Origin of the sequence: uncultured Paracoccus sp., assembly GCF_947487305.1 — a bacterium.
Classification (GTDB): domain Bacteria; phylum Pseudomonadota; class Alphaproteobacteria; order Rhodobacterales; family Rhodobacteraceae; genus Paracoccus.
Genome location: NZ_CANKWH010000018.1, coordinates 32,658 through 58,792, shown reverse-complemented (window position 1 = coordinate 58,792; position 26,135 = coordinate 32,658). Strand labels below are relative to the sequence as shown.

28 protein-coding genes, 1 tRNA gene and 1 pseudogene are annotated in these 26,135 nt (G+C 66.6%); 24 read left to right on the top strand and 6 right to left on the bottom strand.

Features of this window, described 5'->3' with window-relative positions; all coding sequences use genetic code 11:
• Nucleotides 1-140: 140 nt before the first annotated feature.
• Nucleotides 141-972, top strand: a pseudogene (locus Q1A36_RS17570) (IS256 family transposase); the annotation flags it as partial.
• A 125-nt stretch (nt 973-1,097) separates the two neighbouring features.
• Here Q1A36_RS17570 and Q1A36_RS17565 read toward each other — a convergent pair.
• A tRNA-Lys gene (locus tag Q1A36_RS17565) sits at nt 1,098-1,173 on the bottom strand.
• Between the two features lie 97 nt (nt 1,174-1,270).
• Here Q1A36_RS17565 and dapF point away from each other — a divergent pair.
• From dapF to dxs, 7 genes are all read left to right on the top strand, one after another.
• On the top strand, nt 1,271-2,101 hold the full coding sequence (dapF, locus tag Q1A36_RS17560; protein WP_299846848.1) for a diaminopimelate epimerase: 831 nt from the start codon (nt 1,271-1,273) through the stop codon (nt 2,099-2,101).
• Complete coding sequence (mtaB, locus tag Q1A36_RS17555) at nt 2,098-3,360, top strand: tRNA (N(6)-L-threonylcarbamoyladenosine(37)-C(2))-methylthiotransferase MtaB (RefSeq protein ID WP_299846846.1); 1,263 nt, start codon at nt 2,098-2,100, stop codon at nt 3,358-3,360. Before dapF ends, mtaB begins: the two co-directional genes overlap by 4 nt.
• Nucleotides 3,361-3,438: 78 nt before the next feature.
• Nucleotides 3,439-4,272 carry a 3-methyl-2-oxobutanoate hydroxymethyltransferase gene (panB, locus tag Q1A36_RS17550; protein WP_299846844.1) on the top strand — a complete coding sequence of 278 codons (834 nt, stop codon included), beginning with the start codon at nt 3,439-3,441 and terminating at the stop codon, nt 4,270-4,272.
• Between the two features lie 64 nt (nt 4,273-4,336).
• Entirely contained in the window at nt 4,337-5,257 is a 921-nt protein-coding gene (locus tag Q1A36_RS17545; protein WP_299846842.1) for a histone deacetylase family protein, read from the top strand.
• A complete protein-coding gene (locus Q1A36_RS17540; protein WP_299846840.1) occupies nt 5,254-5,493 on the top strand; it encodes an exodeoxyribonuclease VII small subunit in 240 nt (79 codons plus the stop codon). Before Q1A36_RS17545 ends, Q1A36_RS17540 begins: the two co-directional genes overlap by 4 nt.
• Nucleotides 5,494-6,357: a farnesyl diphosphate synthase gene (locus Q1A36_RS17535; RefSeq protein ID WP_299846838.1), complete on the top strand. Its 864-nt coding sequence runs from the start codon at nt 5,494-5,496 to the stop codon at nt 6,355-6,357. It abuts the gene before it with no gap.
• A 51-nt stretch (nt 6,358-6,408) separates the two neighbouring features.
• The gene (dxs, locus tag Q1A36_RS17530) at nt 6,409-8,340 is read left to right on the top strand and encodes a 1-deoxy-D-xylulose-5-phosphate synthase (protein ID WP_299846836.1); all 1,932 of its coding nucleotides are present in this window, start codon (nt 6,409-6,411) and stop codon (nt 8,338-8,340) included.
• Between the two features lie 37 nt (nt 8,341-8,377).
• On the opposite strand, the gene fliP is transcribed toward dxs, so the two are convergent.
• The 4 genes from fliP to fliF form a co-directional block, all read right to left on the bottom strand.
• Nucleotides 8,378-9,025: a flagellar type III secretion system pore protein FliP gene (gene fliP, locus Q1A36_RS17525; RefSeq protein ID WP_299846852.1), complete on the bottom strand. Its 648-nt coding sequence runs from the start codon at nt 9,023-9,025 to the stop codon at nt 8,378-8,380.
• 80 nt (nt 9,026-9,105) lie between these two features.
• Nucleotides 9,106-9,363 carry a FliM/FliN family flagellar motor switch protein gene (locus Q1A36_RS17520; RefSeq protein WP_101752542.1) on the bottom strand — a complete coding sequence of 86 codons (258 nt, stop codon included), beginning with the start codon at nt 9,361-9,363 and terminating at the stop codon, nt 9,106-9,108.
• Nucleotides 9,363-9,860 (bottom strand): hypothetical protein, encoded by a 498-nt coding sequence (locus Q1A36_RS17515; protein WP_299846834.1) that lies wholly within the window; start codon nt 9,858-9,860, stop codon nt 9,363-9,365. The genes Q1A36_RS17520 and Q1A36_RS17515 overlap by 1 nt, the downstream gene beginning before the upstream one ends.
• Before the next feature lie 56 nt (nt 9,861-9,916).
• On the bottom strand, nt 9,917-11,515 hold the full coding sequence (gene fliF / locus Q1A36_RS17510; protein ID WP_299846832.1) for a flagellar basal-body MS-ring/collar protein FliF: 1,599 nt from the start codon (nt 11,513-11,515) through the stop codon (nt 9,917-9,919).
• Between the two features lie 112 nt (nt 11,516-11,627).
• Between fliF and Q1A36_RS17505 the strand changes: the two genes are divergently transcribed.
• The 13 genes from Q1A36_RS17505 (at nt 11,628) to Q1A36_RS17445 (ending at nt 22,737) form a co-directional block, all read left to right on the top strand.
• A complete protein-coding gene (locus Q1A36_RS17505) occupies nt 11,628-12,116 on the top strand; it encodes a flagellar basal body protein FliL (RefSeq protein WP_299846830.1) in 489 nt (162 codons plus the stop codon).
• Complete coding sequence (locus Q1A36_RS17500; protein ID WP_299846828.1) at nt 12,113-12,475, top strand: hypothetical protein; 363 nt, start codon at nt 12,113-12,115, stop codon at nt 12,473-12,475. Before Q1A36_RS17505 ends, Q1A36_RS17500 begins: the two co-directional genes overlap by 4 nt.
• On the top strand, nt 12,468-13,013 hold the full coding sequence (locus Q1A36_RS17495; protein ID WP_299846826.1) for a hypothetical protein: 546 nt from the start codon (nt 12,468-12,470) through the stop codon (nt 13,011-13,013). Before Q1A36_RS17500 ends, Q1A36_RS17495 begins: the two co-directional genes overlap by 8 nt.
• 10 nt (nt 13,014-13,023) lie before the next feature.
• Nucleotides 13,024-13,890: a flagellar motor stator protein MotA gene (motA, locus tag Q1A36_RS17490; RefSeq protein WP_299846824.1), complete on the top strand. Its 867-nt coding sequence runs from the start codon at nt 13,024-13,026 to the stop codon at nt 13,888-13,890.
• Nucleotides 13,891-14,175, top strand: a complete 285-nt coding sequence (locus tag Q1A36_RS17485; RefSeq protein WP_299846822.1) for a hypothetical protein — start codon at nt 13,891-13,893, stop codon at nt 14,173-14,175. It abuts the gene before it with no gap.
• Nucleotides 14,172-16,271: a flagellar biosynthesis protein FlhA gene (locus Q1A36_RS17480; protein WP_299846820.1), complete on the top strand. Its 2,100-nt coding sequence runs from the start codon at nt 14,172-14,174 to the stop codon at nt 16,269-16,271. Before Q1A36_RS17485 ends, Q1A36_RS17480 begins: the two co-directional genes overlap by 4 nt.
• Nucleotides 16,271-17,053 (top strand): flagellar biosynthetic protein FliR, encoded by a 783-nt coding sequence (locus Q1A36_RS17475; protein ID WP_299846818.1) that lies wholly within the window; start codon nt 16,271-16,273, stop codon nt 17,051-17,053. The genes Q1A36_RS17480 and Q1A36_RS17475 overlap by 1 nt, the downstream gene beginning before the upstream one ends.
• Complete coding sequence (locus Q1A36_RS17470; protein ID WP_299846816.1) at nt 17,050-18,120, top strand: flagellar type III secretion system protein FlhB; 1,071 nt, start codon at nt 17,050-17,052, stop codon at nt 18,118-18,120. Before Q1A36_RS17475 ends, Q1A36_RS17470 begins: the two co-directional genes overlap by 4 nt.
• A complete protein-coding gene (locus Q1A36_RS17465; protein ID WP_299846814.1) occupies nt 18,114-18,476 on the top strand; it encodes a hypothetical protein in 363 nt (120 codons plus the stop codon). Before Q1A36_RS17470 ends, Q1A36_RS17465 begins: the two co-directional genes overlap by 7 nt.
• Nucleotides 18,477-18,553: 77 nt before the next feature.
• On the top strand, nt 18,554-19,624 hold the full coding sequence (gene bioB / locus Q1A36_RS17460) for a biotin synthase BioB (RefSeq protein WP_299846812.1): 1,071 nt from the start codon (nt 18,554-18,556) through the stop codon (nt 19,622-19,624).
• Between the two features lie 35 nt (nt 19,625-19,659).
• Nucleotides 19,660-20,805 carry an 8-amino-7-oxononanoate synthase gene (locus Q1A36_RS17455; RefSeq protein ID WP_299846810.1) on the top strand — a complete coding sequence of 382 codons (1,146 nt, stop codon included), beginning with the start codon at nt 19,660-19,662 and terminating at the stop codon, nt 20,803-20,805.
• Complete coding sequence (gene bioD / locus Q1A36_RS17450; protein WP_299846808.1) at nt 20,802-21,479, top strand: dethiobiotin synthase; 678 nt, start codon at nt 20,802-20,804, stop codon at nt 21,477-21,479. Before Q1A36_RS17455 ends, bioD begins: the two co-directional genes overlap by 4 nt.
• 13 nt (nt 21,480-21,492) lie before the next feature.
• Nucleotides 21,493-22,737 carry an adenosylmethionine--8-amino-7-oxononanoate transaminase gene (locus Q1A36_RS17445; protein WP_299846807.1) on the top strand — a complete coding sequence of 415 codons (1,245 nt, stop codon included), beginning with the start codon at nt 21,493-21,495 and terminating at the stop codon, nt 22,735-22,737.
• Between the two features lie 54 nt (nt 22,738-22,791).
• Here Q1A36_RS17445 and Q1A36_RS17440 read toward each other — a convergent pair whose 3' ends face one another.
• Nucleotides 22,792-24,222: a Glu/Leu/Phe/Val dehydrogenase gene (locus tag Q1A36_RS17440; protein WP_299846805.1), complete on the bottom strand. Its 1,431-nt coding sequence runs from the start codon at nt 24,220-24,222 to the stop codon at nt 22,792-22,794.
• Nucleotides 24,223-24,572: 350 nt separating this feature from the next.
• Here Q1A36_RS17440 and Q1A36_RS17435 point away from each other — a divergent pair, with 350 nt between their 5' ends.
• From Q1A36_RS17435 to Q1A36_RS17425, 3 genes are all read left to right on the top strand, one after another.
• Nucleotides 24,573-25,274 carry a TetR/AcrR family transcriptional regulator gene (locus Q1A36_RS17435; protein WP_299846803.1) on the top strand — a complete coding sequence of 234 codons (702 nt, stop codon included), beginning with the start codon at nt 24,573-24,575 and terminating at the stop codon, nt 25,272-25,274.
• 146 nt (nt 25,275-25,420) lie between these two features.
• Nucleotides 25,421-25,768, top strand: a complete 348-nt coding sequence (locus Q1A36_RS17430; protein ID WP_299846801.1) for a hypothetical protein — start codon at nt 25,421-25,423, stop codon at nt 25,766-25,768.
• Nucleotides 25,768-26,070: an I78 family peptidase inhibitor gene (locus Q1A36_RS17425; RefSeq protein WP_299846799.1), complete on the top strand. Its 303-nt coding sequence runs from the start codon at nt 25,768-25,770 to the stop codon at nt 26,068-26,070. Before Q1A36_RS17430 ends, Q1A36_RS17425 begins: the two co-directional genes overlap by 1 nt.
• Nucleotides 26,071-26,135 lie beyond the last annotated feature (65 nt).

Below are 26,135 nucleotides of genomic sequence, written 5' to 3'. Positions count from 1 at the left end.
TTCCAGAGCCCCCTCGCATTCGAGCGAAAGGCCCGGGAAGTAAGCTAAACGCTCTCCACAAAAGCCGGGCAAGTCCACGGTATCGAAGCTCTGCAAGGAATGAGCCATGGCGCGCCACTGGTTCAAGCTCCATGGCGAATGATGAGCGGGTCGGCGAGTTCCTGAACCGGCCGCTGACCGGCGAATGGCCCTATCTCTGGCTGGATGCGACCTATCTCAAGGTCCGCCAAGGCGGGCGCATCGTTCCGGTCGCGGCGATAATCGCCGTCGCCGCCAATACCGAGGGGAGGCGCGAGATCATCGGCCTGGGCATCGGTCCTTCCGAAGCGGAGACCTTCTGGACCGAGTTCCTGCGCTCGCTGAAAGCGCGTGGCCTCGGCGGGGTCCGGCTGGTGATCAGCCCTCGGCGGCGAAACGGTCCCCCGGACCGTTTCGTGCCCCGCCTCGACACATACCGGCCTCAAGGCCGCCATCGCCCGGGTCTTCGAGGCAACTTGGCAGCGCTGTCGCGTTCACTGGATGCGCAACGCCCTGGCCCATGTCTCGCGCGGCCGGCACACCGTTGTCGCGGCCGCGATCCGACAGGCCTTCGACCAACCCGACCGCGGCCATGCTGGCGAGACCTGGCGCAAGGTGTCTGAGCAGCTGCGCCCGCGTTGGCCGAAACTGGCCGACCTCATGGACGCCAGCGAGCACGACGTCCTGGCTTACATGTCCTTCCCACGCCCGCACCGCACCAAGCTGCACAGCACGAACCCGATCGAACGCCTGAACAAGGAGGTCAAGCGCCGCGCCGATGTCGCCGGGATCTTCCCGAACGAGACCTCCATCATGCGCCTGATCGGTGCCGTGCTGTTCGAGCAGAACGACGAATGGCAGACCGCCAGCCGCTACATGATGGTCGAGGCCTTCGCCCAGATCGACAAGGAGGAAATCGACCCCATTCTCAGCATCACAACGAAAGCCGCTTGATCATGACCTCAGGCCATCTGGGAAATTACACCACCTTGACGGACGTGACCCAGAATTTTTGTCGCAAATGGACAAAAAGCTGTCCCAAATGGCCAACTTAGGTGTCGCACGACACTTGGAAAAAATGGTGAGCCCAACAGGATTCGAACCTGTGACCCACTGATTAAAAGTCAGTTGCTCTACCAACTGAGCTATGGGCCCACAACAGGGCGCCTAACTAGGAGGGGCGTCGGGCAGCGTCAAGCGGAAAAATCATCATCTCTGGCGGAATCTTCATCGGGGGCCTATATGCTCGGTCATGAACACATATTCCGGCGATGCCCTGCCTTTCATGAAGATGCACGGGCTGGGCAATGATTTCGTGGTGATCGATCTGCGCGGGGGCGGCGAAGCACCGGCGGCAGAGGTGATTGCGCGCATCGCGGACCGCAATCGCGGCGTGGGTTTCGACCAGCTGGCGACCATCCAGATGGACGATCAGGCCGATGTCCGGCTGCGCTTTTGGAATGCCGATGGCTCGGTCAGCGCCGCCTGTGGCAATGCGACCCGCTGCATCGCGCGGCATGTGATGGACGAAACCGGCCGAGACGGGCTGTCGCTGCGCACCGATCACGCGATCCTCTTGGCCGAGGATGCCGGCAATGGTCTCACGCGTGTGAACATGGGTCAGCCGGTGCTGGACTGGCGGGCGATTCCCTTGGCGGAAGATGTCGATATCGACCATCTGCCGATTCCGGGCGATCCGGTCGCCACCGGCATGGGCAATCCGCATATCACGTTCTTCGTTCCCGATGCCGCCGCCATCGACCTGCCGCGATTCGGCGCGGAATACGAACATCACCCGCTTTACCCCGAACGCACAAATGTCGAGGTCGTTCAGGTGCTCTCGCCCGACGAGATCCTGCTGCGCATCTGGGAGCGTGGCACCGGGCCGACGCTGGCCTCGGGTTCCTGCTCCTGCGCGGCGGCGGTGGCTGCGGCGCGGCGCGGGCTGACCGGTCGGCGGGTCAAGGTGAATGTCCCCGGCGGCGTGCTGATGATCGACTGGCGCGAGGATGGCGTCTGGATGGAGGCGCCGACGGCGCATGTCTTTTCCGGCGTCTTCACCCCCGAATGGCTGGCCGGATGAGCGCGCCGGTCTTCTCTACGCTCGGCTGCCGGCTGAATGCCTACGAGACCGAGGCCATGCGCGAAATGGCCGAGGCGGCAGGGCTTTCGGGCGCGGTCGTCGTGAACACCTGCGCGGTTACGGCCGAGGCCGTGCGCAAGGCGCGGCAGGAGATTCGTCGTCTGGCGCGCGAGAATCCCGGTGCGCCGGTCATCGTCACCGGCTGCGCGGCGCAGACAGAGCCCGAGACCTTTGCCGCCATGCCCGAGGTCACGCGCGTCATCGGCAATCACGAGAAGATGCAGCCCGAGACCTGGACCGGGCTGCGCGCCCCGAACTGGATCGGCGAGACCGAAAAGATCCGCGTTGATGACATCATGTCGGTCAAGGAAACCGCCGGCCACCTGATCGACGGCTTCGGTCGCCATCGCGCCTATGTGCAGGTCCAGAACGGCTGCGATCACCGCTGCACCTTCTGCATCATCCCCTATGGCCGCGGCAATTCCCGCAGCGTTCCGGCCGGCGTGGTGGTCGAACAGATCCAGCGCCTGCGTGACCGGGGCTTCAACGAGGTGGTGCTGACCGGGGTCGACCTGACCAGCTGGGGTGCCGATCTGCCGGGACAGCCGCGCCTCGGCGATCTGGTCATGCGCATCCTGCGGCTGGTGCCCGACCTGCCGCGGCTGCGGATCAGCTCGATCGATTCGATCGAGGCGGACGAGAACCTGATGCTGGCCATCGCCAGCGAGCCGCGCCTGATGCCGCATCTGCACCTGTCGCTGCAGGCGGGCGATGACATGATCCTGAAGCGGATGAAGCGCCGCCACCTGCGAGACGATGCCATCCGCTTCTGCGAGGACGCGCGCCGGCTGCGCCCGGACATGGTCTTCGGCGCCGATATCATCGCCGGTTTCCCGACCGAAACCGATGCCATGTTCGAGAACAGCCTGAAGCTGGTCGAGGAGTGCGGCCTGACCTTCCTGCATGTCTTTCCCTATTCCGCCCGAAAGGGCACGCCCGCCGCGCGGATGCCGGCGGTCAAGGGGCCGATCATCCGCGACCGCGCCGCCCGGCTGCGCGCCGCAGGCGATGCCGCGCTGCTGCGCCATCTCGAGGCGCAGGTCGGACGCGAACATCTGGTCTTGACCGAAGGCCCGGCGCTTGGCCGGACCGAGCAATTCACCGAAGTCGCCTTGCCCGAGGGCCTGCCCGAAGGCTCGCTGATGACGCTGAACATCACCGGGCATGACGGCACGCGGCTTCTGGCCGCGCGGCCATAGGCTCCGGCTTTGGGCCGGGTGCGTTGATCGCGGACCGGCGAGCGGCTAGAACCACGGCGAGCGCAAGGGGGATCAGGGATGAGCGTTACCGGCACGATCAAGCGATTGACCGCAGTTGATATCCGCGCCCGCAAGGGCAGCGATCCGATCGTCAGCCTGACCGCCTACACCACCCCCATTGCCAAGCTGGCCGATCCGCATTGCGATGTGCTGCTGGTCGGCGATTCGCTTGGCATGGTGGTCTATGGCTTTGACTCGACCCTGCCCGTGACCCTGCAGATGATGATCGATCACGGCCGCGCGGTCATGCGCGGCAGCCAGCACGCGCTGGTCGTTGTCGACATGCCCTTTGGCAGCTACGAGGCCGGGCCGGACAAGGCCTTTGCCAGCGCGGTCCGCATCTTGGCGGAGACCGGGGCAGGCGCGGTTAAGCTGGAGGGCGGGCAAAGCATGGCGCCGACCATCCAGTTTCTGACGCAGCGCGGCATTCCGGTCATGGCCCATATCGGGCTGACGCCGCAGGCGGTGAACGCCTTTGGCGGCTATTCGGTGCAGGGGCGCGGCGCAGCGGCGCAGAAGGTGCTGGACGATGCCAAGGCCGTGACGGACGCCGGGGCCTTTGCCGTGGTGCTGGAAAAGCTGCCGGCAAGCCTCTCGGACCGGATCACCGCCGAGATCGCCATTCCGACCATCGGCATCGGCGCCTCGGCCGGTTGCGACGGGCAGATCCTGGTCATCGACGACATGCTGGGCCTCTTCTCGGATTTCCGCCCGAAATTCGTGCGCCGCTATGCCGAACTGGGGCAGGCCGCGGGCGAGGCGATTGCAGAATATGCCGGCGATGTGCGCGCCCGGCGCTTTCCGGGGCCAGAACACCTCTTTGCCGACGAGGCGCCGAAACCCAAGGGTTAAGCCCCATGCCACGCGGCCTTGTTTCACATTGCCCTGACCCGGCAGCCGTCCTAGCGTGCTGGCCATGACCACGCGCGTTTACACCCATCCCGATGCCGACCGGCATGTCACCCCGCCCGGCCATCCCGAGCAGGTTCCCCGGCGGCGCTCGGTGCTGGACGCGCTGGCGGACCTGCCGCTTGACTGGCACGAGGCGCCCCTGGCCGATCAGGCCGAATTGCTGCGCTGCCATCCGCAATCCTATGTCGACCGCATCCGGGGCTCGATCCCGACCGAGGGCTGGCAGATGCTGGACGGCGACACCCATGCCGCGCCGGGCAGCTGGGATGCCGCTTTGCGCGCCGTGGGCGGGGCCACCGATGCCGTCGATGCGGTGCTGACCGGCAAGGCGCACAGCGCCTTTGTCGCCATGCGACCGCCCGGCCACCATGCCGAGCGCGAGACGGCGATGGGGTTCTGCTTCTTCGGCACTGTCGCCATCGCGGCGAAACGGGCGCTGGATCATCACCGGCTGGACCGCGTGGCGGTGCTGGATTTCGACGTGCATCACGGCAATGGCACGCAGGACCTGCTCTGGTCCGAGAAGCGCGCCTTCTTTGCCTCGACCCACCAGATGCCGCTCTATCCCGGCACCGGCGCGGCGGATGAGACCGGCGATTTCGGTCAGATCATGAACGTGCCACTGCGCCCGGGCAGCGACGGGGCGGTGGCGCGCGCGGCCTGGGGGCGCATTCTTGACCGGATGATCGGCTGGAAGCCGCAGCTGGTGCTGATCTCGGCGGGCTTTGACGCCCATGCCGATGATCCGCTGGCGCAGCTTGACTGGCAGGATCAGGATTTCGCCGCCATCACCCGCGCCATCTGCGACGCGGCGGCGGTCTCGGGCGCCCCGGTGGTCAGCAGCCTCGAAGGTGGCTATGATCTCGCCGCTCTGGGCCGCAGCGCGCGCGCCCATGTGATCGAACTAATGGAGACCGCCGGATGAGCGATGATGTCAGCAGCCTGAGTTTCGAACAGGCGATGAAGGAACTGGAAGCAACGGTCTCGAAGCTGGAAACCGGCGATGCCACGCTGGACGAATCGATCAGCCTCTACGAGCGCGGGGCCAAGCTGCGCGCCCATTGCGAGGCGCGGCTGCGCGAGGCGGAAGAGCGGGTCGAGAAGATCACCCTTGCCGCCGATGGCTCGCCCGCCGGCACCACGCCCGCCGAGGGCCTGTAAATGCAGGAACGGCTCGAGGCCGTGAAGACCATGGTCGGCGCGGCGCTGGACGAGGCCATCGCCCGCCTGCCGCGCGGCGAACTGGCCGATGCGATGCGCTATGCCACGCTTGGCGGCAAGCGGGTCCGGGCCTTTCTGGTGATGGAATCGGCGCGGCTGAACGGCGTCAGCGACGAGGCCGCCCTGCCGGTCGCCGCCGCCGCCGAGGCGCTGCACGCCTATAGCCTTGTCCATGACGACCTGCCGGCGATGGATGACGACGATCTGCGCCGGGGCATGCCCACGGTGCATATCCAGTGGTCCGAGGCCACCGCGATCCTCGCCGGCGACGCGCTGCAGACGCTGGCCTTCCAGCTGCTGACCGGCGAGGTCATCGGTTCACCCGAGGCGCGGGTGGCTCTGATCGCCGAGTTTGCCCGCGCGGTTGGCGCGCAGGGCATGGTCTGGGGGCAGGCGCTGGACATCGCCGCCGAAACTGCCGTTGACGAGCCCGACGTGACGCAGGTGACACGCATTCAGGAGGCAAAGACCGGCGCGCTGATCGAATTCTCGGCGGTCGCGGGCGCGATCATCGCCGGCGCCGATCCCGAGCCGCTGCGCGACTATGCCCGCAATCTGGGGCTGGCCTTCCAGATCGCCGATGACATCCTTGACGTGACCGGCGATGAGGTCGCGACCGGCAAGCGCGTGGGCAAGGACGAAGAGGCCGGCAAGGCCACCTTCGTCTCGCTTCTGGGGCTCGAGGGCGCGCAGACCAAGGCCGGCAAGCTGGTTCACCGGGCCGAGGCCGCGCTGGAGCCCTATGGCGAGGCGGCCGGAAACTTGCGCGAGCTTGCGCGTTTCGTTATCGAACGCGACACCTGACCGCCGCCAAGCCCGATTGCCCAGCCCGATTGCCCCGAGGAGGGGACAGCCATGACCCCGACCCACGGAAACGACCGGCCCGCGACGCCTGTTCTGGACCGCGTGACCCTGCCCTCCGACCTGAAATCGTTGAGCGATGCCGAACTGCGGCAACTGGCCGACGAGCTTCGGGCCGAGACGATCAGCGCGGTCTCCGTCACCGGCGGACATCTGGGCGCGGGTCTGGGCGTGGTGGAACTGACCGTGGCGCTGCACGCAGTATTCGACACGCCGCGCGACAAGATCATCTGGGATGTCGGCCATCAGTGCTATCCTCACAAGATCTTGACCGGCCGGCGCGACCGCATCCGCAGCCTGCGCATGGGCGGCGGGCTGTCGGGATTCACCAAGCGCGCCGAAAGCCCCTATGACCCTTTCGGCGCGGGCCACAGCTCGACCTCGATCTCGGCGGCGCTGGGGTTTGCCATGGCGCGCGAGCTGGGCGGCGATCCGGGCGATGCGATCGCGGTGATCGGCGACGGCGCGATGAGCGCTGGCATGGCCTATGAGGCGCTGAACAACGCTGGCGATCTGGGCAAGCGGCTGTTCGTCATCCTGAACGACAACGAAATGTCCATCGCGCCACCGGTGGGTGCCATGTCCTCTTATCTCACCAAACTCTATTCCGAGGGCCCGTTCCACGAGCTGAAGGCCGTGGCCAAGGGCGCCGTCGGCTTCCTGCCGCCGCCCTTCCAGGAGGGCGCGCGGCGGGCCAAGGAAATGCTGAAGGGCATGACCGTCGGCGGGACGCTGTTCGAGAACCTGGGCTTTTCTTATATCGGCCCGGTCGATGGCCATGATCTGGACCAGCTTCTGCCGCTGCTGCGGACGCTGAAGACCCGGGCCAAGGGGCCGGTGCTGATCCATGCGGTGACGAAGAAGGGCAAGGGCTACGGCCCGGCCGAAAGCGCCGCCGACAAGGGCCACGCGACCGGCAAGTTCGACGTGCTGACCGGGGTGCAGGCCAAGGCCAAGTCGAACGCGCCCAGCTATACCGCCGTCTTTGCCGATGCGCTGGTCGATCAGGCCAGCCGCGACGACAAGATCGTGGCGATCACCGCCGCCATGCCGGATGGCACCGGGCTGAAGAAATTCGCCCAGACCTTCCCGCGCCGCTGCTTTGACGTGGGCATCGCCGAGCAACACGCCGTCACCTTCGCCGCCGGGCTGGCGGCGGGCGGGATGAAGCCCTTCTGCACCCTCTATTCGACCTTCCTTCAGCGCGGCTATGACCAGATCGTCCATGACGTTGCGGTGCAGAACCTGCCCGTGCGCTTTGCCATCGACCGCGCCGGTCTGGTCGGTCAGGACGGTCCGACCCATGCCGGGGCCTATGACATCGCCTTCCTGGCGAACCTGCCGGGTTTCGTGGTCATGGCCGCCGCCGACGAGGCCGAACTGGTCGACATGGTCGCCACCGCCGCCGCTCATGACAGCGGCCCGATCGCCTTCCGCTTCCCGCGGGGCGAGGGCGTGGGGGTGGACCTGCCCGAACACGGCCGCGTGCTGGAGATCGGCAAGGGCCGCATCGTTGCGCCCGGCCGTGGCGTCGCCATCCTGTCCTTCGGTACCCGGCTTGCCGCGGTGCTCGCGGCGCGCGAGGCGCTGGCGGCGCGCGGCATCACCCCCACCGTTGCCGATGCCCGCTTCGCCAAGCCGCTGGACCGCGAGATGATCCTGAAACTGGCCGCAGAACACGAGGCGCTGATCACGATCGAGGAAGGCGTGGTCGGCGGCTTTGGCAGCCATGTGGCCCAGCTTCTGGCCGATGAGGGCGTGTTTGATCGCGGGCTGAAATTCCGCTCGATGGTGCTGCCCGACGCATTCGTCGATCAGGACGCGCCCATGGCGATGTATGACACCTCGGCGCTGAACGCGCCGCATATCGTCGCCAAGGTGCTGGAGGTGCTGGGCATTTCCGAGTTCAAGGGCAAGCAGGCCTGATCAAGCGCCTGTCGTGCCGGGTTATCGCTGGCGCGGCCTATTGATAGCTGCGCACCAGCGCGCCGGCGATCAGCGTCCAGCCATCGACGACGACGAAGAAGGCCAGCTTGAAGGGCAGGGCCACCATCACCGGCGGCACCATCATCATGCCCATCGTCATCAGCACCGCCGAGACTACCAGGTCGATGATGAGGAAGGGCAGCGAGATCAGGAAACCGATCTCGAAGGCGCGGGTGATCTCGGACAACATGAAGGCGGGCACCAGTACCGACAACCGCTCGGGCGGACCGATGCCCGCCGGCGCCACCTCGGCCAGCGCCGCCAGCGTGTCGGGGTCGGTGCGCGCCAGCATGAAGCCGCGGAACGGCTCGGTCCCGAGGGTGAAGGCTTCGGTCAGGCTGATGCGACCCTCGCTCAGCGGCTGGCCGGCCACCTGCCAGGCCTCGCGCAGCACCGGGTCCATGATGAACCAGGTCAGGAAGATGGCGAGGCTGACGATCAGCATGTTGGGCGGCGATTGCGGCAGGCCGATCGACTGGCGCAGGATCGACAGCACGGTGACGATGAAGGGAAAGCAGGTCATCATGATGGCGATGCCGGGTGCCAGCGAGATCGCCGTCAGCCCCAGCACGATCAGCACCGCGTTCTGCCCGAGGCCCGCCGCGCCCTGTTGCAATGGCTCCAGCCCCTCGAACCCCTGCGCCCCGGCCGTCAGCGCCGACAGGGCAAGGGCCGGGGCCAGGTACAGCAGCGGCAGCGCGCGGATCACGGGGTTTCGGCCGCGCCGATGATGCGGATGCAGAGCCGGTTTTCGGGTGCGCCATCGCCGGTCAGCTCGCCCCGGGCAATGACCTTCTCGCCGACGCAGATCTCGACCCCGTCGCTGATCGACTGGTCCAGCGTCAGCACTTCGTTCCGGCGCAGGGCCGAGAGCTCGGCCACGGTCAGTCGCGTGCGGCCGATGCGAATGGTCACCTCGACCTCGATGTCATCGGTGTCGATCAGTTGCGATGGATCGTCCATCATTCGTCCTCCTGCAACTCGGCGATCAGGTCGCGGAAATGCTGGGCGACCTGCTGTTTCGAAAAGGCACTGCGGCCCTGATCGAAGATGATCGAGGCTTCCTCGCCTTCGGGGCCGATCCGGATATCGGCTTCCCCGATTCCGGCCGCCGCTGCACAGCGGCGGATCATCGCCTCCATGTCCGGCGGGCAAAGGATGTGCCAGCCGGGCGGCGTCGCCTGACCGGCCAGCCACAGCAGTTCGTCCCGAAGCGCGGCCTCGATACCGGCGGAGTCAGCCTGGGCGGCCAAGGCGGTCACGATCTCGCTCAGCACCGGCATGAGCCCCGCCACGGTCTCCCGCTCGGCCTCGGCCCAGAGCGCCTTGGCGTCCGTCACCACCAGCCCGAGCGCCCCTATGGCCTCGGTCAATGCGCGCAGCTCGTCCGAGAAACCCATGGCGCGGCCTTCGGCCAGACCGTCGCGATAGGCGATGGCCAGTTCATCCCGGCGAGTCATATCGCGGGTTGGCGGAGAGTCGGTGGTGAAGGATTCAAGCCTGAAGACCGCTTCGCTCAATGCGCCTTCTCCTTCTCATCGATCCAGCCCGAGAGGATCTTCAGGCTTTCCTCTTGTCGGTCCTTCATCATGCCGCGCAGCCGTGCGACAGGGTCGGCGGGCGGCAGCGACAGCGGCGCCTTGCCCGCCGGATCCGAGCCGATCAGCGTCGCGTCGAGCCCCGCCTGCGAGAAGGGCGGCTCGATCATCGCAGCATCAGCCGCCAGCGCGGTCAGGCCGGCGGTGCCGGCTCCGCTGTCATCCAGCAAGCGATTTCCCGTCTGGCCGGCCTGCCGCCCGCGCAGAATCGGTCGCAGGATCAGCGCGGCGACGGCCACGGCGAAGAAGCCGATCAGCAACAGCTTCAGCAGCGCGTTCAGCTCCAGCCGGTCCAGCCAGCCGCCCTGCGTCGCCAGCGTGCCCTCGGTGCCCAATTCGGCGAAGGGCAGGGATTTGACGGTGATCTGGTCGCCGCGCGCCGGATCGAAGCCGACGGCCGAGGCCACGAGCTCGCGCAGGGTCTCGATCTCGGCATCCGTGCGCGGCACCATGGACGTGCTGCCATCGGCGGCGGTCTGGACGATACCATTGACCAGCACCGCCACGGACAGGCGCCTGACCGAGCCGGGCTGCCGCGACACCTCGCGCACCGACTTGCTGACCTCGTAATTCGACTGCTGACGATTTTCCGAACGCGAGGACTTGCTGGGATCGCCGCCCGCGGCACCGCCATCTGGCAGGTTCGAGGCCGCCGTGACCGCCGGCGCACCGCCGCTGCTGCTCTGATCCGAGGTTTCCTCGACCAGTTCCGAGATCTTTGCCGTTTCCTGCGGATTGAATCGCTGTTCCGTCACCACCTCGGACTCGGTCACGAGGTCCAGATTCAGCTCGACGATGGCATTGCCCAGCCCCACATGCGGCTCGAGAATGCGTTCGACATTGTGCTTCATCGCGTCGGCGCGCTCGGTGCCGGTGCCATCCTGTCCATCCGCGACCACGCCACGCTCGCTGTCGATCACAGTGACCGCTTCGGGCAGCAATCCCGGCACACCCGAGGAGATCAGGTATTTCAGCGACCTTGCCTGCGCCTGGCTGATCGGCCCGGTTGCCGTGGTCAGCGTCACCGACGCGCTGGCGCTGTCGTCGCGGCGATAGCCCCGGCCCTGCTTCACCGCCAGGTGCACGCGAGCCGATTTCACATTCGGCAGCGCCAGGATGGTTCGCGCCAGCTCGCCCTCTTTCGCCCGCCAATAGGCGGCGTCGAACATCTGCGAGGTGGTGCCAAAGCCGGACATCCCGTCCAGCAGTTCGTAGCCGGCGGTGCCGCTGGCCGGCAACCCCTCGGCAGCGAGGTCCATGCGCAGCCGGTCGCGCTGTACGGCATCGACATAGATGGAATCGCCGCGCACCAGGTAGGGCACGCCGGCGCGCTCGATTCCGGCAATCACCTGGCCGGCGACGGTCGGGTCGAGCCCGGCATAGAGCAGCGCCATGCTGGGCCGGTTGGCCAGCCAGGAGAAGGCCGAAACGGCCAGAAAGGCGGCAAGGAACGCGCCGACGAGGATCGTCCGCTGCCGGGGGCTTCGCTCGCTCCAATAGTCCTGCAGTTTTTGCAAAACCGATCCTTTCGAATCACCGCTTTCGTCTCGCCTCCTGATGCCATGGCGCGCGTTAATATTCGGTTAGTGCCAAGGTGTTATTCACTTTCCCGTCGGAAGGAGAATCGCCATGCAGGCCGAAACGGCACAGGCTGTCGAACCCGGAAAAGGCCGCAAGCGTGTGCTGCTGCCCCTGATCGCGGCGGTCGTTCTGGCCGGAGCCGGTTTCGGTTCGACCTTCATGGGGTTCTGGTCGCCGCTTGCCATGATCGCACCGGGACCGGAGGCGGCTGCCAAAAAGGAGGTAGAGCCTGCCGATCGCGCCGTCGCCTTCGTCGCGGTTCCCCCCATCGAACTGACGCTGGCTGGCGGCAGCCATAATGTGCTTGGCCTTGCGACGGTCATCGAGACCGAGGCCGGCGCGGTCGAGGCCATCACCGCGCTGCTTCCCCGCGTGCTGGACGACTTCAACGGCTTTCTGTCGGACGTCGATCCGCTGGCCTTCGACAAGCGTGGCGTGTTGGACATCATCAAATACGAGTTGACCGCCCGCGCCCGCGAGGCGCTGCCCGATCTGCCCGTCACCGATCTGCTGATCACGGAGTTCAGACTGAAATGACGCTCGACACGGCCATGGAATGCGGCATCATCGCCGGTTCGGTCATCCTGATGGTGTTCTGCACCATCCTCGCGCGCCGCCTGCGCCGCCTCAACGATCTGGAGAAGGGACTCGGCGGCGCCATCGCCGTCATGGCCGCCGAGATCGACCGGCTGGAACAATCGATCAGGCTGGCACGGAAGGAGGCAATGAGCGCGGGGGAGGTCCTCGCCGCTGAGGTGCAGAAGGCGCAGTCCGAGCGCGCGCGCTGGGACCTGCATCTGAGGATGCGTGATGCCGTTGGCGCCGATCCTGCATCCGGGTCCCCGGGCGGCGCGGTCACACGGTTGCGCCGGCGGCGGGTGCCGCTCGATGCCTAGGGCGCTGCTGCCCTTGCTGGGCCTGGTCTTCGCTCTGCCGCTCGGCGTCGCGCTGGTGCAAGGTTCGGGCCATGCCGCGAGCCTCCTTGCCTTCGCCGCCCCGCCTCCGGAACTGCTGGAGGGGTGCGGCGATGTGCCGGAGGCCGTTGCCCTGGCCGAAGAGCTGCGAGACCGTGGACTGCGGATCGAGCGCTATCTGGAGGCGATAGACAGCCGCAAGCAGGAACTGGCGGCGGCCGAGGCCAGCCTGCGATCGCGGCTGGTCGAGCTGAAGGCGATGAAGGCCAGTGTCCAGCTTCGGCAGACCGATCAGAGTACCCGGGTGCAAAGCGATGTCGACCGGCTGGTGGCGGTCTTCGACAAGATGAAACCGGCCGAGGCCGCGGCGGTGCTGACCAATCTTCCGGCCGATTTCGCCGCCGAGATCGTGATGCGGGTCCAGCCGGAAACCGGCGCCCGCATCATGGCTGCGGTCGATCCCAATCAGGCGGCCATCCTGACAACGCATATGGGCGCCCGCAGCGTGCGCGACAAATAGGAGAGCCTGCATGTTCGGTCTGGTTGGCATTATCGTGACCATGGGGATGGTGTTCGGCGGCTTCCTGCTGGCGGGTGGCCACCTCGCGGTCATCCTGCATTCGCTGCCCTATGAGTTCATGATGATCGGCGGCGCTGCGGCGGGCTCCTATCTGCTGTCGAATGACAGCCACGTGCTCAAGGCCACGCTTGGCGGGCTGATCCGCTCGTTCAAGGGGCCGCGCCTCAGCGTCAGCGATCATCAGGACGTGCTGTGCCTGCTTTATCAACTGCTGCGCATCGCCCGGGAAAACCCGGTAGCTTTGGCTGAACATATCGAGAACCCGCATCAATCGACGATCTTCTCGGCTTATCCACGCCTGCTCTCGGACGAGAATATCGTCTCGCTGATCGCCGATACGCTGCGCTCGGCCAGTCTCAACTATGACGATCCCTACCAGGTCGAGGACATGCTGTCCCGCCGCATCGCCGCGATCCGCGAAGAGGCGCTGGAGGTCCCTCATGCCCTGCAATCCATGGCCGATGCCCTGCCGGCACTGGGCATTGTCGCGGCTGTTCTGGGCATCATCAAGACCATGGGCTCGATCGATCAGCCGCCCGCCGTGCTGGGCAAGATGATCGGTAGCGCGCTGGTCGGAACCTTCCTGGGGGTGTTTCTCGCCTATTGCCTTGTCGCGCCGCTGTCGCACCGTCTGGCCGGGGTGATCCGCAAGGACCTGGCCTTCTATGACGTGATCAAGTCGGTGTTGATCGCGGGCCTCCACCAGCATGCCACCAATCTCTGCGTCGAGGTCGGTCGCCAGACCGTGCCCGAGCATGTGAGGCCCGATTACGACACGCTCGAGGCCAAGTTGCGCGATCTGAGGAAGGCCGCCTGAATGCTGGTCCCGGCCCTGCTTCTGGTCTGGCCGATGCAGCAGGCGGTCGCCCCTGACCTGCAGGGGTACCGCCAACGGGCCGAGACGCTGCTGCTCGACGGCGGAACGCTGCCGCCGGACTACCGTGGCGAATTGCGCGACATGTCGCCCGCGGACCGGATCGAGGCGATCATCTTCCTGCGTCGCGCCGGGCTGATGACCGGCAGGCCCTGGACCATCAGCGATCTGCTGGCGCCGCCAACGGGCGTGCAGGGGAAGCCCGGGATGCCGGAGGCCGCAGAATGAGCGAAATCGTTGCAATTGCGCGTCGTCCCAGGTCCGAGCGCGCCGGGACGCCGCTGATCGTCACCGGCGTGCTGGTGCTGATCGTCATCTCGCTGGTGGTGCCGCTGCCGCCCGGCCTGCTGGATTTCGGCATCGCGCTTTCCATCGCCACGGCGGTTCTGGTGCTGGTCATGGCTTCGCTGGTCGAGCGCCCGACCGATTTCCAGGCCTTCCCGGTGCTTTTGCTGGTCTCGCTGGTGATCCGCCTGTCGCTCAACGTCTCCTCGACCCGGCTGATCCTTTCGGAGGGTCATAACGGCACCGAGGCGGCGGGACAGGTGATCAACGGCTTCGCGGAATTCGTCGCCGGTGGCTCGTTGCTGGTGGGCATGACGGTCTTTGCCGTCATCTCGGTGGTGAACTTCATGGTCATCACCAAGGGTTCGGGCCGGATGGCCGAGGTTTCCGCGCGCTTCGCGCTGGATTCGCTGCCGGGCAAGCAGCTGGCCATCGATGGCGATCTGAGTTCCGGCGCCATCGATCACGAGGAGGCCAAGCGCCGCCGCATCGCCGAGCAGCGCGAGATCAGCTTCTTCGGCTCGCTGGACGGGGCGTCGAAATTCGTCAAGGGCGACGCCATCGCCGGGATCGTGATCACCCTGATCAACCTGATCGTCGGACTCTGCGTCGGCGTGATCGTCCATCAGATGCCGATCGGCGACGCGCTTGCGACCTATTCGCATCTGACCATCGGCGACGGGCTGGTCAGCCAGGTGCCGGCGCTGATCACCTCGATGGCGGCGGCGCTGCTGCTGTCGCGGGGCGGGGCCACCGAAACCACGGCGCAGCTTGTGTCGCGCGAGTTCCTGATGCGCTGGCACGGCCCGGCCGTGGTGGCGGGCGCCATGGCCCTGATGTCCTTCGTGCCGGGCATGCCGCGCCTGTTGTTTCTGGGCGTTGCTGCGGCGCTGGCGGCTCTGGCCCTGCAGATCGCGCGGAGGAAGCCGCAGGTGGCGGCCCCGGTCCGCGAGACCCAGGCCGGCACCCCCGAGCTCGCGCCGGCACGGATCGGCGATCTCCTGGATACGGACGAGATCAGCGTCGAGATCGGCACGGCGCTGGTGCTGACCGCGCTGGACCCGGCGCGCGGGCTTGGCGCCCGCATCGCCAACCTGCGCATCCACATCGCCCGGAGCTATGGGCTGATCCTGCCGGATGTCCGCATAACCGATGATCCGTCGCTGCCGGGAGGGGACTACCAGATCCGCATCCAGGGCGTCATCCGTGGTCGTGGCAGCCTGCGCCCGGGCGAGGTTTTGGCCCTTGGCCCTGACGACGTCTTGGCAGGGCTGGCCGGGGTCTCGGTGGTCGAGCCGGTTTATGGCCGGGCCGCACGCTGGCTGTCGCGCGATGACCAGGAAAATGCCGCTGTGCGCGGGGCGACGGTGGTCAGCCCGATGGAGGTGATCTCGACGCATCTGATGGAGGGGGTCAGGTCCCATCTCGCGGCGCTGATGACCATGGCGGCGATGCAGCGCCAGATCGACGAGCTGAAATCGCTCAGCGATCCCGCCCGGTCCGAGCGTCACCGCCGCTATTTCGACAGCATGATCCCCGAGAAGGTCTCGCCCGAACTGCTTCTCTCGGTGCTGCGGGCGCTTCTGGCCGAGGGTGTTTCGATCCGCAACCTGCCGCTGATCGTGGATGCGCTGTGCGAATGTCGCGGCCTCGACAGCCCCGAGGCGATCTACGAAATGGTGCGCAAGCGGCTGCGCGACCAGATCACCCAGCAATTGGCCGGTGGCGGCGGAGAGCTGTCTGTGCTCCAGCTGCATCCGGCCTGGGAAAGTGAATTCGTTCAGATCGAGGCCGAGCCGGCGCGCGGCGGGGCCGGGGCTCTTGGCCCGGCGCTGTCGCAGAAGCTCGCCTTGGCCGTGCGGCGAACCGTTGCCGCCGTCGATCCGCGCGCCGAGGCCGTGATTGCCGCGCCGGATCATCGCCGCCGCGCGGTGCGCGCCATGCTCAGCGCGCATGGCCTGACGGTGCCGGTGCTCAGTCTCGACGAGATCGATCCCGCCGCCAATCTGCGGCTTCTGGGCACGATCGAGCTGCCGTGATGACCGGCGATCCGCTGCATGGAATGGATCTCGAGGCGCTGCTGCGGTCGAACTGGCCGGCTGTTCTTTGCTATTTCCGCGTACAGGCCTGCATCTTGGCCATGCCGGGATTTGGCGAGACGGTGCTTCCGGGTCGGGTCAAGATCGCCGTCGCCATGGCGCTGACGCCGGTTCTGGCCGAGGTGGCGGGTTCCACGGCCGCGCGGTCCGCGCCACCGGAAACGCCGTTCCTGTTCATCGCCGCCGCTGTGGCGGAGCTTGCGATCGGCCTTGCTGCCGGGATTTTGGTGCGGCTGCTGGCCTTTGCCGTCAATATCGCCGCCACGGCCATCGCCGCGACCGCCTCGCTGTCGCAGATCATCGGTGCGCCGAACGAGGCCTCGCCGCATCCGATCGGCAATCTCTTCCACCTTGGCGGCATCGCCCTGCTGATGGCGCTTGGCCTGCCGGTCATGCTGGTCCGGCTGCTGGCCGACAGCCTGATGCTCTGGCCGGCCGGCCAGCTTCCCCCGATCGACGGGCTGCTGGATGGCGTCGTCACCGTCATCGCCGCCAGCTTCCAGCTGGCGATGATGCTGTCGGCCCCCTTCGTTCTGGGCGGCTTCCTGTTTCAGGCGCTGTCCGGCATCGTCAGCCGGGTGATGCCGGCCCTGCCGGTGATGTTCATCGCCGCGCCGGCGGCGATCCTGCTGGCGCTGGCGGCGCTGGTGGTTCTGACCCCGCCGATCCTGTCTGGCTGGGCGGATGCCGTCCTGTCCCTGCAATTGCCGGAGGTGCGATGAGCGGCGAGGTGGACAAGGAGTCCAGGCAGTTCGAGCCGAGCGAACAGCGGCTGCGCCGGGCGCGTGAAGAAGGCGATGTGCCGCGCTCGACCGAACTGAACGCGGCGGCCATGTATGCCGGGGCCTGGCTGGCCTTCGGCATCGCGGCGGTCTTTGCGGTGAAATCCTGGCTCGGCATGGCGACGCGGATCATGGGCTCGGATGGCTGGCCCATCGGCCCGGTCTTTGCCCTTGGCGCGGCGCTGTGGCAGTTCGCCGCGCTTGCCGTCACCCTGCTGGCGGCTGTTCCGATGGTTTTCATCTTGCTTGCCCTGATCGCGCAGCGCGGGCTGGTCTTCTCGGTCGGAAAGCTGGCCATCGACTTCCGCCGCATCGACCCGGTGAAGAACGCGTTGCAGAAATTCGGCGCATCGGGATGGGTCGGCTTTGCCATTTCGCTGGGGAAATCGGTGCTGGTCTGCGCGGGTGGCGTCTACCTGTTCCGCTCGCTGTTCGTGATGCTCGAGAATGCCGGGCTCGGGGGCGGCACGGCCTGGGTGCTGGGGCTGGGTGCGATCGTGCAGCGCGCCTTTTTGCTGGCACTTGTCGTTTCCGCTGGTTTCGCGGTGGTCGATCTTCTGTGGAAGTACGTCGAGCATCGGCGCAAGAACCGCATGACCCGGCAGGAGATGCAGGATGAACACAAGGAATCCGAGGGTGATCCGCATCTGAAGGCCGCGCGGCGGCAGAAAGCGGTCGATATCGCCATGTCCAAGATGCTCGCAGATGTCGAGACCGCCGATGTGGTGATCGTGAACCCGACCCATTATGCCGTGGCGCTGAAATGGCATCGCGGCAGCGGTCGGGCACCGGTCTGTGTGGCCAAGGGCGTGGACGAGATCGCGGCCCGTATCCGTGAACGGGCCGGGGCGCACCGGGTGCCGGTCTGGTCCGACCCGCCCTGCGCACGCGCGCTGCACGCGACGGTACAGCTGGGCGAGGAGATCCGGCGGGATCAGTTCGCATCGGTCGCTGCCGCCATTCGCTTTGCCGAGAAGATGCGCGAACGGGCGCGGGCCGGATGGTGAAGCCGGGGGGCAGGCCGCCGCAACTGGCCCAGCTGGCGCGGCTGGCCGAGTTGAAATCCGAGATGGAATTGAAGCGTCTTGCGGCCCTGAACCGGAATGTCACGGCTGCCCGCCAGGGAATCGCGGCGGCCGAGGCCGTCGTGGCAGGTTGCTATGCCGCCGCCGCGCCGCTGTCTCTGGCCGAGGCGCGGGTGGCTAGCGCCGAGGCCGGGGCGGCTGCCCGGCGGGCCGAGGCTGCGCGCAGCGATCTGGCGCAGATGCTGCCGCGCTTCGAACAGGCCCGCCAGCGCGCCATGCGCGAGTTCGGCCGGGCTGCGGCACTGCGCGGATTGGCCCAAAAGGCCGGCGGGGACTGACCTTGCGGCTCTGCAGCATTGGACAGCGACGCGGCGACTTGCTAAGGCAAGCCCAGATCATTCTGCCCGGGGGTACCATGCTGCAATCCGATCTGACCGCCGATGCCGCAAGCCATCGCAAGGTCTGGACCGCCGACGAGGCGCGCGCGCTCTTCGATCAGCCCTTCATGGACCTGCTGTTCCAGGCCCAGACCGTGCATCGCCGGACCTTCGATCCGAACCGGGTGCAGATGAGCCGGCTGCTGTCGATCAAGACCGGCGGCTGCCCCGAGGATTGCAGCTATTGCAGCCAGTCCTCGCGTTATGACTCGGGGCTGTCGGCCTCGAAGCTGATCGAGGTCGAGCGGGTGATCGCCGAGGCGCGACGGGCGCGGGATGCCGGGGCCACGCGCTATTGCATGGGCGCGGCCTGGCGCAGCCCCAAGGAGCGCGACATGGCGCAGGTCATCGCCATGGTCGAGGGGGTGAAGGCCCTTGGCATGGAGACCTGCATGACGCTGGGGTTGCTGGACGGCGACCAGGCGCAGCGGCTGAAGCAGGCGGGGCTGGATTACTACAACCACAATATCGACACCTCCGAAGCGCATTACAGCACGGTGATCACCACCCGGACCTTCGCCGACCGGCTGGAAACGCTGCAGAATGTCCGCGACAGCGGCATCAAGGTCTGCTCGGGCGGGATCCTGGGCCTTGGCGAGGGCAACCAGGACCGGGTCGAGATGCTGGTGACGCTGGCGAACCTGCCCGAGCCGCCGGAAAGCGTGCCGATCAACATGCTGATCCCGGTCGAGGGCACGCCGCTGGCCGATGCCGCGCCGGTCGATCCGATCGATTTCGTCCGCACCATCGCCACGGCGCGGATCATGATGCCCGAAAGTCATGTCCGCCTGTCGGCTGGCCGCACCGGGATGAGCGACGAGATGCAGGCGATGTGCTTCTTTGCCGGGGCGAACTCGATCTTCGTCGGCGACACGCTCTTGACCAAGAACAATCCGGGCGAGGACCAGGACATGCGCCTGTTCGCGCGTCTGGGTCTGAAGCCGATGGCCGCGCACGAGCATCGCCCCGAGGATCGCCCTGCGGCGCCGGGCGAGGCGCAGCGCGAGGCCCTTCGGCGCGCCGATCCGGCGATCCCGGTCCTGCGCTGAGGGGCGCAGCACGCGGCCAACCGGACAGGGATGACATGGCAGAATCTGCGGACCGTCTGGCCGTGTTTCGGGACCAGCTTGCCGACCTGTCGGGGCAGGCGCGGCTGCGCCGGCTGAACCCGCGCGCCGGCATCGATTTCTCCTCGAACGACTATCTGGGACTGGCCGGCTCGCCCCGGTTGGCCGATGCGGCGCGGCGAGCGATTGACAGTGGCGCGCCGGTTGGTGCGGCAGGATCGCGCCTGTTGCGCGGCAATGTCGATCTGCAAGAAGAATTCGAGGCCGAGGCGGCGCGGTTCTTTGGCGCCGAGGCGGTGCTGGGCTTCGGCGGCGGTTACGTGGCGAATTTTGCCTTGCTCAGCACCTTGCCGCAGCGGGGCGACCTGCTGCTGCTGGACGAACTGTCCCATGCCAGCGCCAATGAGGGCGCGCGGGCGGGCCGGGCCGAGGTGCTGCGGTTTCGTCATGGCGATGTGGGCCATGCCGAGGAGTTGATCGGCAAGTGGCGCGCAGAAGGCCATCGCGGTGCGGTCTGGATCGCGGTCGAGAGCCTTTACAGCATGGATGGCGATGTCGCGCCGCTGGACGATCTGGCGGCGCTGGCCCGTGCGCAGGGCTTTCTGGTCGTCGACGAGGCCCATGCAACCGGGGTCTATGGTCCCGACGGTCGCGGGCTGGCGCATCATCTTGAAGGGCGCGAGAATGTCGTGACCCTGCATACGCTCGGCAAGGCTCTGGGCGGGGCGGGGGCGCTGATCTGCGCGGCGAGGCCGGTGATCGACTTCCTCATAAATCGCAGCAGGCCGTTCATCTTTGCCACCGCGCCCTCGCCGCTGATGGCGGCGGTGGGGATCGAGGCGTTGGCGATCCTCAGGGACGAACCTGAGCGGCGGGCGGCCTTGCACGCGCATGTGGAGCTGTTCAACGCGGAACTGGCGCGGCGTCTGCCGGGGGTCAGGACCAGCGGCAGCCAGATCGTGCCCCTGATCGTGGGCGGTGATGCCGAGACCATGGAACTGGCCGCGCGCATTCAGGAAAAAGGCTTTGATGTCCGTGGGATACGGCCGCCGACCGTGCCCGAAGGAACCTCGCGGCTGCGGGTCTCGCTGACCCTGAACGCGACTCGGGATGACGTGGTTCGGCTGGCCGAGACGCTGGAGGCGCTATGGCCCGATATGTGATCACCGGGACCGGAACCGATGTCGGCAAGACGGTGTTTGCGGCCGGGCTTTGCGGGCTGATCGGGGCGGAGTACTGGAAGCCGGTGCAGTCCGGGCTGGTCGGAAACCTGCCAAACGAGGGCGGCACCGGGCGTGCACAGCCCGTGCACAGCGCGTACACCGCCCGTGCACAGGCGGCGCAGCCGGCCACCGATGCCGCCGATGTGGTCCGCCTGTCGGGCGCGCGCGTGTTTCCCGAGGCCTACCGCCTCGGCCAGCCGCTGTCGCCGCATCGCTCCGCCGAACTGGACGGGGTCGAGATCGATCCCGCCCTCCTGACACCTCCGCCGGCCGATCCGCTGGTGATCGAAGGGGCAGGGGGCGTATTGGTGCCGGTGACGCGGCGGGTGCTCTTCGCTGATCTCTTCGCCGAATGGCAGATCCCGGTCATTCTGGTCGCCACTACGGGGCTCGGGACGATCAGTCACAGCCTCACCGCGCTGGAAAGCCTGCGCGCCCGGAAGGTGCCTGTGCATGGCGTGGCTTTTGTCGGGCCGGAGAATCCGGACAACATGGCGACGATCGGGCAGATTGGCGGGGTCAAGGTGCTGGGGCGGCTGCCGATGCTGCCGCATCTCGACCGCGACAGCCTGTCGGGGGCGATGGCGGAGAACTTCCGCCGCGCGGATTTCTGAGAAAGGCACAGCCATGAGCCACAGCGCCGTCTGGCATCCCTTCACCCAGCACGCGACCGAACCGGCGCCGCCGCTGGTGACGCGCACCGAGGGAGCCTGGATCGAGACCGACCAGGGGCGCCTGCTTGACGCGATCAGCAGCTGGTGGGTCGTGACCCATGGCCATCGCCAGGCGCAGATCATGGCGGCGATCCGCGAGGCGAGTGAAACGCTGGATCAGGTGATCTTTGCCGGGCTGACCCATGAGCCTGCGGAACAGCTGGCCAAGGCGCTGGTCGATCTCGCCCCGGCGGGCCTCACCCATGTCTTCTATTCCGACAGCGGCTCGACGGCGGTTGAGGTGGCGCTGAAGATGGCGCTTGGCTATTGGCGCCATGCGGGCGACGGGCGACACCGGATCGCGGTGATGGAACACAGCTATCACGGCGACACCATCGGCACGATGAGCGTGGGCGAACGGGGGGTATTCAACGCCGCCTATGATCCGCTGATGTTCGGCGTGGAGAAGCTGCCCTTTCCGACCGGGGACGGGCAGGCGACGCTGGATGCGTTCGAGGCGCTGGCCCGCACGGGGCAGATGGCGGCGCTGATCCTTGAACCCTTGGTGCTGGGGGCGGGGGGGATGCTGATCTACTCGCCTGCAGTGCTGAAAGGGCTGCGCGAGATCTGCGACCGCCATGACGTGCTGATGATCGCCGACGAGGTGATGACCGGATGGGGACGGACCGGGCGGCTCTGGGCCTGCGACCATGCCGGGATCGCTCCGGACATCCTCTGCACCAGCAAGGGCCTGACCGGCGGGGCGGTTCCGCTGGCGGCGACGCTGGCCAGCGAGCGGATTTTCCGGGCGCATTATTCCACCGACCGGACCCGGACCTTCTTCCATTCCTCGAGCTATACCGCCAACCCGATCGCCTGCGCGGCGGCGCTGGCCAATGTCGCCCTGTGGCAGGCCGAGCCGATGCAGCAGCGGCTGGACAAGCTGGCGGCGTTGCAGGCCGAGCGGCTGGCACGGTTCGAAGGCGATGCGCGCTTCGAGAACCTGCGCCAATGCGGCACCATCACGGCGCTTGACTTGCGCGTGGGGCAGGGCGGCTACCTGGCCGAGGACGGGCCACGGATGCGGGCGCATTTCATGGGGCAGGGGGTGCTGCTGCGCCCGCTGGGGAATACGGTCTACCTGCTGCCGCCCTATTGCGTCACCGGGGCCGATCTGGATCTGGCCTACGGCGCCATCGACAGCTACCGCGGACCATGAAAAAGGCGGGGCGCAGTTGCCCCGCCTTGATTTCATGGTCCCGGCGCCTGGCCGTCAGAGACCCATTGCCTGGTAGCTCTGGGCGATGCGGCGGATCGAGACGACATAGGCGGCGGTGCGCAGATCCTCGACCTTCTCGTCATTGTACCAGATCTCGGCCATGCTCTGGAACGCGCCGCGCATGGTGTCGTCGAGGCCCGAGCGCACCAGCTCGATCTCGCTGGCGCCCTTCAGGTAGCGGTCCTTGAAGTCCTTGGTCAGCGTCCAGCCCAGGCCCTTGTCGGCCGAGAGCCGCTCGAGCTCGTTGACCAGAAGGTTGGTGCGGGCCTCCTGCTCGCGCCGCTCCATCCGGCCGAAGCGGATATGGGTCAGGTTCTTCACCCATTCGAAATAGGAGACGGTCACGCCCCCGGCATTGGCATACATGTCGGGAATGATGACAATGCCGCGCTTCTTCAGGATGGCGTCGCCCTCGGCGGTGATCGGGCCGTTCGCGGCCTCGACGATCAGGCGGGTGCTGATGCGGTCGGCATTCTCGGCATTGATCACGCCCTCGACCGCTGCCGGGATCAGGATGTCGCAATCCATCTCCAGCGCACCAAGGCTGTTCTGGCTGTAGCTGGTGGCACCGGCAAAGCCCGCGACCCCGCCGGTTTCGCGGATATGGGCCTGCAGGTCGGCGATGTTCAGACCATCCTCGTTCACCACCGAACCGTCACGCTCGGCCACGGCGATGATCTTGCAGCCGTCATTGTCCGACAGGAACTGCGCGGCGTGGAAGCCGACATTGCCCAGCCCCTGCACGATGACGCGCTTGCCCTCCAGCCCGCCGGTCAGCCCGGCGGCCTTCATCGCCTCGGGATGGCGGAAGAATTCGTGGATCGCATATTGCACGCCGCGCCCGGTCGCCTCGACCCGGCCGGCGATGCCGCCGAAGGACAGTGGTTTGCCGGTGACGCAGCCGCGCGCGTCGATGTCGTCGGGATGCAGCCGCTTGTAGGCATCGGCCATCCAGGCCATCTCGCGCTCGCCGGTGCCCATGTCGGGCGCAGGGACGTTCTGGCTGGGCGAGATCAGACTGCGGCGCGACAGCTCGTAGGTGAAACGGCGGGTGATCCGCTCCAGCTCGTCCTCGCTGTACTGGCGGGGATCGATGGCCAGACCACCCTTGGAACCGCCGAAGGGCACTTCGACCAGCGCGCATTTGTAGGTCATCAGCGCCGCCAGCGCCTCGACCTCGTCCTGGTTGACCGACAGGGCATAGCGGATGCCGCCCTTCACGGGTTCCATATGTTCGGAATGGACCGAACGATAGCCAACGAAGGTATGGATCGCGCCGCGCATCCGCACGCCGAAGCGCACGGTATAGGTCGAGTTGCAGACCCTGATCTTTTCCTCGAGGCCGGGGGGCAGGTCCATCAGCCTTGCGGCATGGGTAAACATACGGTCAACCGAGTCGCGGAACGACGTGTGAGGCTGTGACATGATCGATCCCTCCTTCTGATGTTTTGATTTCCCTGTCACTCTTGAGTGGCCTTTGCCGAAGAAACAGGCAAGTTTTTTTCGTGTTCCTGCCTAAGATTGGGAAACCGATCGGGCCCGCTTCAAGTTATGTCCGCGACGGAGGCCGATTTTTGCCTGCGGAGATCAGCTGCTGCACTGGCGTCGTGGTCATTTTAGGCTTATGAAGGACGGGTTCTTATTTTCGACTTGTCTTTCCTTTCCTATCAAGCCCGATCCAGCTGAGCGGCCATCTGTCATCGTTAGCGTATCGAACCAGTCCTGCCCGGAACTGGGGGAAGTAAAGTTCACCGACGTAAGTTTCGGAGGGTTAAATGGTATTGAGAAAAGTCTCGCCCATCACCAAGGGGCGAAAGTTCAAGCAAGTGCTTGAAGGTGCCCGCAAGGTGTTTCTGCGGGAAGGCTATGCTGGAGCCAGTGTCGATGACATCGCAGGCGAAGCCAAAGTGTCCAAGGCGACGCTCTACAGCTACTTCCCTGACAAGGAGCAGATGTTCAGCGAGGTGTTCCGCGCCGACCTGGTGCAGGAGGACGAGGAGCCGCTGTTCCCGGTTTCCAGCGACTTGCCGGCGGCGCGTGCGCTGCCGCAGATCGTGGAAGTCATGGTGGCGCGGATCGTGTCGCCCGCAGGGCTGCACGCCTATCGGATGCGGGTGGGGGAATCCGCCCGGTTTCCGGAACTGGCACGGGAATATCACGACGCTGTCCATCGGCGACAGCGCGATGCCCTGCGGCAGGTGCTGGAGCGCTGGGTCCGTCGTGGCGAGCTGGAGATCGTCGACACCGAACTTGCCGCCGAACAGCTCATCGCGCTGGCCGCCGCGCTGATCCGTGACCGCGCGCTGTTTCTGGGCAGTGACAGTGTCACCGACCTGCATCTGCGCCGCATCACCGACGGGGCCGTGCAGGTCTTTCTCTCGGCCTATACGCCGCAATTCGAGAGCTCGCACGGGCTGTCGCGCGGCGCTCGATCCTATCCCGGAGATCGCAGCAAGACCGTGCCGCCGATGGAATGACATTCCGGCAACAGCGACCGGTTTTCGGCGGGCGCTGAAGGGATCGTGATAATCGTGTCAGCTTAACAAGCTGCTAGCATGATCCTATAAGGCACCACACGCCGAACCGGCCCGTTGCAATCGGGCCCGCCAGCCACGGACCAGACATGACCAGAACAGTGATCCTGCCCCTTCTCGCCTCGGCCTTTCTGCTGACGGCCTGTATGCCCGCACCTGCGCCGGTGCCCGAACCCATGCCGGTGCCGGTGGTCCAGCCGATGGTCGCCCCGGTCGCGGGTGTTGCCGGGCTGCAATCGCGCGAGCCCGACCTGTGCAAGGCCAAGGATTACGCCAGTTCCCTGTCGCAGCCCGGCTCGGTCATCCCGCAGCTTGGGATCACCAAGGAATACCGGGTTGTCGAGTATCGCGGAATCGAGCCGCAGGAATATGACCCGAACCGCATCGTCTTCCGTCTGGACGCGGCGGGCAATATCCAGAACGTGGATTGCGGCTGATGCGTCTCGCCAGTCTCGCCCTTGCTGCTGCAGCTGTGGTCGGCCTTGCCGCCTGCGAGCCGCTGCCGCCCAATGGCAATCCCGGGCCGCTGCCTCCGGACCCCACACCCAAGGACGAATGTGGTGCCGCCGGCTACAAGGGCCTGATCGGCCAGCCGCGCGAGGTGCTGAAGCCGATGAAATTCCCCATCGGCACGCGGGTCATCGGCCCCGAGGACGCGGTGACTGCCGATTACCGCGTGGACCGGCTGAACATCGAATATGGCCAGAGCGGGCTGATCGAGAAAGTCAGCTGCTACTGACCGTTTCGGGCAATGGATTGAAAAGGGGCGGCGCGGGCCGCCCCTTTTTCGTTTGCTTTGCCGTA